The organism is Salinimicrobium oceani, from assembly GCF_012037645.1.
In genome coordinates, this window is sequence record NZ_JAAVJR010000818.1 from 1 (window position 1) to 410 (window position 410).

1 protein-coding gene is annotated in these 410 nt (G+C 42.2%); it reads left to right on the plus strand.

The window, feature by feature from the left end; all coding sequences use genetic code 11:
• On the plus strand, positions 1 to 198 hold a 198-nt coding region (locus HC175_RS19550), incomplete at its 5' end, for a hypothetical protein (protein ID WP_168139791.1).
• Between the last annotated feature and the right edge of the window lie 212 nt (positions 199 to 410).

Here is a 410-nt window from a genome sequence, read left to right on the forward strand (position 1 = left end):
AATAATAAGGTCTATGTCTCTGTAACCGATCTACAGGCTCACAAAGTTTATCTATTTGACAGCAATGCGAGTCTCCTTCCCGGTTTCCCCATTTACGGAAATTCCAACATCGACCTCTCCAATGCCGATGATGATGCCGCTCTGGAGTTGGTGGTACAGGGGGAGGAGAATGGGGTGTTGGTGTATGAGGTGAATTGACCCCTAAATCCCCTAAAGGGGACTTTATCCGACAGCTCTCGCACTTTCAGCAGCTGAAGTACTTTATCTAATTAAATTCGCTAATTTAGAAGAAAGAGTTTATGGATGAGAACCCTCACAACATGTTTTATGGAGCACCTGCCATTATACATACATTAGCAAAAGATTTACGACAAAGGGAGACAAAAGCAGAAAAAATACTATGGAGTTTT